This is a genomic window from Streptomyces boluensis (assembly GCF_009908195.1).
GTDB classification, from domain to species: domain Bacteria; phylum Actinomycetota; class Actinomycetes; order Streptomycetales; family Streptomycetaceae; genus Streptomyces; species Streptomyces boluensis.
This window is the reverse complement of the sequence record NZ_JAAAHS010000462.1, coordinates 1-5,346: the sequence shown is the minus strand read 5'-3', so window position 1 is coordinate 5,346 and position 5,346 is coordinate 1. Positions and strand designations below refer to the sequence as shown.

Sequence of the window (5,346 nt, the reverse complement as noted above, 5' to 3'; positions counted from 1 at the left end):
TTTCGGGCCCGCCCGAAACAACCGGCACACGCGCGTGGTGCCGTCTACCATCGCGCCATGCAGACGCCAAAGCCATCCAGAACCGTCAAAACCGGACCCCTGAGCGGCAGATCGAAGCGCCTGGCCGTCGCGGCCGCGCTCGTCGGCGCCACCGCCTTGACGCCCTCCGTCGCGGACGCGCGGGTGGCCGCCGAGGCGCGGCCCAACTCCGATCCGGGGTTCCTCCAGGTGTACGACGCCAACGTGGAGAACCTGCCCACCTCGGACGAGCGCCCGCCCGCCGAGTGCGCCGGTGACTGGCACGACCTCATGTACTACATGCGCACCCAGGAGTTGAAGCCCGACCTGTACCTGGTGCAGCAGCTCAACAACCGGGCGCAGCTCGATCTGCTCCTTCAGCGCATGGAGGAGCACTTCGGTGAGAAGTTCGCCGGGGTGCTCGCCGAGAACGACCCCGAGGCGGGCACCGGCGGCACCTGCAAGGAGTTCAAGAAGCGGCAGACCAACGGCGTGATCTGGCGCACCGACCGGCTCTCCCTGGTCAAGTCCGCGTCCCCGGACAACCGTTGGCAGGCGCAGAACCGGGTCGACGGGGCCTGTGTCAACAACAACCAGCCGCGCACCAAGGGCGTCAAGGCGCTGCTCCGCGACCGCGTCTCGGGCCGTACGGTCACCGCCGCCTCGTTCCACTGGCCGACGATGGACCACGGCGGCGAGGAGTGCGCCGACGAGAACGCCGTGGAGCTCTCGAACGAGCTGACCGAGGACGGCTACGACAGCCACCCGCAGTACGGCGCGACCGACCTGTACGTCGCGGGCGGCGACACCAACGCCCACGACCGCGAGGGCACGGGCTGGCGCAAGTGGTACGCGCTGGCCAACGGCGACCTGCCGGGCAGCACCCTCGGCTTCCGCGACGCCGTGTACGCGGACTGCGAGACCACCGCGGACCCGGCCGCGTGCCGCAAGGACCGCTGGACCCTGCTCACCAAGTCGCACCGCCGCGTCGACTACCTCCTCGCCCGCAAGCCCGGCGACCCGTTGCCCCGTACGACGGACACGGTGGTCCCGACGTTCGACGAGGGCGACCTCGCCGACGAGGCGCTGTCCGACGACGGCGACGATCGCGACCTGGACTACTCGGACCACCGGGCGGTGGGGGCCCGGATCCACTACTGAGGCGGTACTGCGGCCGATAGTCAGGCCGGTCCACCGGCGGAGCCGGCGCCTCCGGACGCCGGATAGTCTCGCCGTCATGTTCGTACTGGAATTGACCTACACCGCCCCGATCGAAGCCGTGGAAGCCGAGCTCGAGGCCCACGTCGAGTGGCTCGACCGGCACTTCGCCGACGGCACCTTCCTCGCCTCCGGCCGTAAGAACCCGCGCGACGGCGGCGTGATCCTCGCCGTGGGCGATGACCGCGCCACGGTCGAGAAGATCGCCGCCGCCGACCCGTTCACCGTCGCCGGCGTCTGCGAGTACCGCGTGACGGAGTTCATCGCGACCAAGACGGTGTCCGAACTGGACGCGTACAAGCAGCAGTTGCCGTCCTGAACCGTCGCCCGCGCGGTCCGTTCTGGCCGCGCGGTGCGATCTGGCTGCGCGGTGCGATCTGGCTGCGCGGTGCGATCTGGCCGCGACGTGCGACCTAGCCGCGCGACCGGTCCAGGCGGGCCACCCGGCCCTGTTCGCCGGAGGCCCAGCAGCCGCCGTCGGGTGCGCAGTCGACGGAGTCGTACGAGCCCCGGTCGACGGTCCGCCAGGTGCGGCCCGCGTCGCGGGTGAGGTCGGTGCCCGTCGGGCCGACGGCGAGTGCGCCGCTCGCGCTGTGCGGCAGCCAGGCCACGCCCGAGCGGTACGCGGGCGGCGGCGCGGTCGACTCGGTCCAGCCGCGGCCGCCGTCCGTCGAGCGTGCCGCGGCGTGCGGGGACGCCTGGTCGGGGCGGTAGTCGCCGCCGACCGCGAGCCCGTGCGTACGGTCCCGGAACGCCAGCGCGAAGACGCCGCGCGCCGGATCCCCCGCCGGGATCGGCGTGGTGGCCGCCGTCCAGGTGCGGCCACGGTCCCCGGAGTGCAGCACGCGCGCGTGGGCACCGCCGCCGGTGGCCAGCCACACGTCCCGCGGTCCGGCCGAGACCAGACACTGCCCGCTCGCCGCGAAGCCCGCCTCGCCCTCCTCGGCCGGGGGCATGCCGTCGCTCGGCAGCACCTTCCAGGTACGGCCGCCGTCGGCGGTGGACAGGATGCGGTACTTACCGTCGACGGGGTCGCTCATCGCGAGGCCGTGCCGCCGGTCGAAGAACGTCATGCAGTCGTAGAACGCCTTCGGGTCGGTGTTCCGGAACGACTCCGTCCAACTCGCGCCGCCGTCCCGGGTCGTGAACACCCGCGACGCCTCGCCCTCGCCGATGGCCAGGACCACGGCCCGCCGCGCGTCGAAGGCCTCCACGTCCCGGAACTCCAGCTCACCCGCGCCCGGCGGCGAGACGTCGGACCAGCTGCGGCCACCGTCCCCGGTACGCAGCACCGTGCCCTTCGAACCGGCCACCCACGCCACCGAGCGGCCGACCGCGGCGAGGCCACGGAAACGGGCCTCCGACCCGGTCGGCGTCGACCGCCACACCGGGTCCCCTGCCTGTGCCGGTTCCTGTGCCTCCGCCGGTGCCGGTGCCGTCACGGACGCCGCAAGGGCCAGTCCGCACGCGCCCACGGACACCGCCGACCACCACCGCCCCCTGGTACCCCTCGTTCCCCTCATGGGCCGGGAAGCTAGCCAAGACCGGCGGGGCCGTCCAGGGTGCCGACGCACGCGCGCGTGGGTCACGACGGAATCCGTCGCGGTGACACACGTCACCAGATCGCGCATGCACGGATCGCCGGATTCCGTCGTCTTCACCGGTGACCGGGCGCGTCCCGCCCGAGGTCGTACAGCCGACGGTCGTAAGGGAGAGCAGACGTTGTCCACTGTCATCGAGCAAGCCGTGGAGGCCCGTCTCGTCGCCACCGCGCCGCGCGTGCCGACCATCCCCGCGACCCTGCTCTACGACCCGCGCGATCCGTACGCGGTCGACATGGCGTTCCCCGCCCCGGCGACCCTGGAGGGCGTCGACGTGTCCTGGACGTTCGCCCGCGAGCTGCTCGCCTCCGGTATCGAGCGGCCCACCGGTGAAGGCGACGTACGGGTGCGGCCGTACGGATACGACCGCACGGTCCTTGAGTTCCACGCGCCCGAGGGAACGGCGATCGTGCATGTGCGCACGGGCGAGCTGCGGCGTTTTCTGGAGCGTGCCGCCGCACTGGTGCCGGCCGGACATGAGCACCTCCACCTGGACATGGACGGCGATCTGGCCGAGCTGATGCGGGACGCCTGCTGAGCCCTGCTGAGGCCTGCCGAATAAACGGCGTTGACACCCGCCGGAGCGCCCTCTTACGCTGTACGAGCCTTGTTGTCGTCGATCGGAGTAGGACGTTGCTCGTCTGAGGTCCTGGGACACCGCGTAACACAGTGACGTTTCCTGTGTCCGCACGGTGCGACCTCGACGGTGAGCTGTCCCCCGCGCAGCAGGGTTTTTTCGTGCCTCCGTGCCGTTCTCGGCGTTCTCGGCACCCGCACTCCCTCCTCGCACCGTCGCACCCCCCGGTGTCCCCACGCGCTGCCCGACTCTCCTTCTAGCGCGCCGGAGGCCGCCCACCATGTCAGCCCACCCCACATCCATCGCCTGCACCGCACTGCACTTCGCCTGGCCCGACGGCACCGAGGTCTTCGACGACCTCCAGGTCGCCTTCGGCCCCGGCCGCACCGGCCTCATCGGGGTCAACGGATCAGGAAAATCAACCCTGTTGAAGCTCATCGCCGGTGACCTCACCCCGGCCGACGGCGCCGTCCGCGTCAGCGGCGAGGTCGGCTACCTGCCGCAGAACGTCACCCTCGACACCCAGTTGCGGGTCGACGAAGTGCTCGGCATCGACCGGACGCGCGCCGCGCTGCACGCCATCGAGGCGGGCGACGTCGACGAGGTGCACTTCACCTCGGTCGGCGACGACTGGGACGTCGAGGAGCGCGCCGTCGCCACCCTCGACCAGCTCGGCCTTGGCCACATCGGCCTCGACCGGACCATCGGCGAGGTGTCGGGCGGCGAGTCCGTACTGCTCAGGCTGGCCGCGCTGCTGCTGCGCCGGCCCGACGTACTGCTGCTCGACGAGCCGACGAACAACCTGGACCTGTTCGCCAGGCAGCGGCTCTACTCGGCCGTGCAGGCCTGGTCGGGGGTGCTCGTCGTGGTCAGCCACGACCGTGAACTCCTCGACCTGGTCGACCAGATCGCCGACCTGCGCGCCGGGGAGGTCTCCTGGTACGGCGGCAACTTCACCGCGTACGAGGAGGCGCTCGCGGTGGAGCAGGAGGCGGCGGAGCGCATGGTGCGGGTCGCCGAGACCGATCTGAAGCGGCAGAAGCGCGAACTCTCCGACGCGCACATGAAGTTGGCGCGCCGGGTCAGGTACGGCAACAAGATGTACGCGCAGAAGCGTGAGCCGAAGATCGTCATGAACGCGCGCAAGCGGGAGGCCCAGGTCTCCGCGGGCAAGCACCGCATCATGCACGAGGAGAAGCTCAGCGAGGCCAAGGACCGGCTCGACGAGGCCGTGGAGGCGGTGCGGGACGACGACGAGATCCGCGTCGACCTGCCGTTCACCGCGGTGCCGCCGGGACGCTCGGTCCTCACCCTGAGCGAGCTGACACTCAGTTACGGGGCGTCCGTACGCGGGGAGTTCGAGCTGCGGGGTCCGGAGCGGATCGCGCTCGTCGGGCGGAACGGCGCGGGCAAGACCACGTTGCTCCGTACCGTCGCGGGCGAGCTCGAACCGGTCGCGGGCGAGGCGTTCGCACAGGTGCCGCTGCGGTTCCTGCCGCAGCGCCTCGACGTACTGGACGACACCCTGAGCGTCGCCCAGAACGTGGCGCTCGCGGCGCCGGACGCCACCAACAACCGGATCCGGGCCCGCCTCGCCCGGTTCCTGTTCAAGGGCGCGAAGGCCGACCAGGAGGCGGCGACGCTCTCCGGCGGCGAGCGGTTCCGCGCCGCCCTCGCGGCGCTGCTGCTCGCCGAGCCCGCCCCGCAGCTCCTGATGCTGGACGAGCCGACGAACAACCTCGACATGGCCAGCGTCCGGCAGCTGACCTCGGCCCTGGAGGCGTACGACGGGGCGCTGATCGTGGCCAGTCACGACCTGCCGTTCCTCGAGTCCGTCGGCATCACCCGCTGGCTGCTGCTCGACGGGGAGCTCAGGGACACCACCGCGGAGGAGGTGCGGGAGCTGATGGCATCGACGTGACGGGCCCGCCC

At 71.5% G+C, this 5,346-nt stretch carries 5 protein-coding genes; 4 read left to right on the top strand and 1 reads right to left on the bottom strand.

Translation table 11 applies throughout. The annotated features are described in order from the left end of the window. Nucleotides 1–57 precede the first annotated feature (57 nt). Nucleotides 58–1,179: a hypothetical protein gene (locus GUY60_RS33750; protein WP_161704864.1), complete on the top strand. Its 1,122-nt coding sequence runs from the start codon at nucleotides 58–60 to the stop codon at nucleotides 1,177–1,179. A 76-nt stretch (nucleotides 1,180–1,255) separates the two neighbouring features. Beyond that, complete coding sequence (locus GUY60_RS33745) at nucleotides 1,256–1,555, top strand: YciI family protein (RefSeq protein WP_161704862.1); 300 nt, start codon at nucleotides 1,256–1,258, stop codon at nucleotides 1,553–1,555. 94 nt (nucleotides 1,556–1,649) lie between these two features. Here GUY60_RS33745 and GUY60_RS33740 read toward each other — a convergent pair whose 3' ends face one another. Then, the gene (locus GUY60_RS33740; protein WP_161704860.1) at nucleotides 1,650–2,759 is read right to left on the bottom strand and encodes a WD40/YVTN/BNR-like repeat-containing protein; all 1,110 of its coding nucleotides are present in this window, start codon (nucleotides 2,757–2,759) and stop codon (nucleotides 1,650–1,652) included. A gap of 199 nt (nucleotides 2,760–2,958) precedes the next feature. Between GUY60_RS33740 and ssgD the strand changes: the two genes are divergently transcribed. Next, nucleotides 2,959–3,375 carry a spore wall synthesis regulator SsgD gene (gene ssgD / locus GUY60_RS33735; protein WP_161704858.1) on the top strand — a complete coding sequence of 139 codons (417 nt, stop codon included), beginning with the start codon at nucleotides 2,959–2,961 and terminating at the stop codon, nucleotides 3,373–3,375. Nucleotides 3,376–3,694: 319 nt separating this feature from the next. Beyond that, on the top strand, nucleotides 3,695–5,335 hold the full coding sequence (locus GUY60_RS33730) for an ABC-F family ATP-binding cassette domain-containing protein (RefSeq protein WP_161704856.1): 1,641 nt from the start codon (nucleotides 3,695–3,697) through the stop codon (nucleotides 5,333–5,335). The last annotated feature ends 11 nt before the right edge of the window (nucleotides 5,336–5,346 follow it).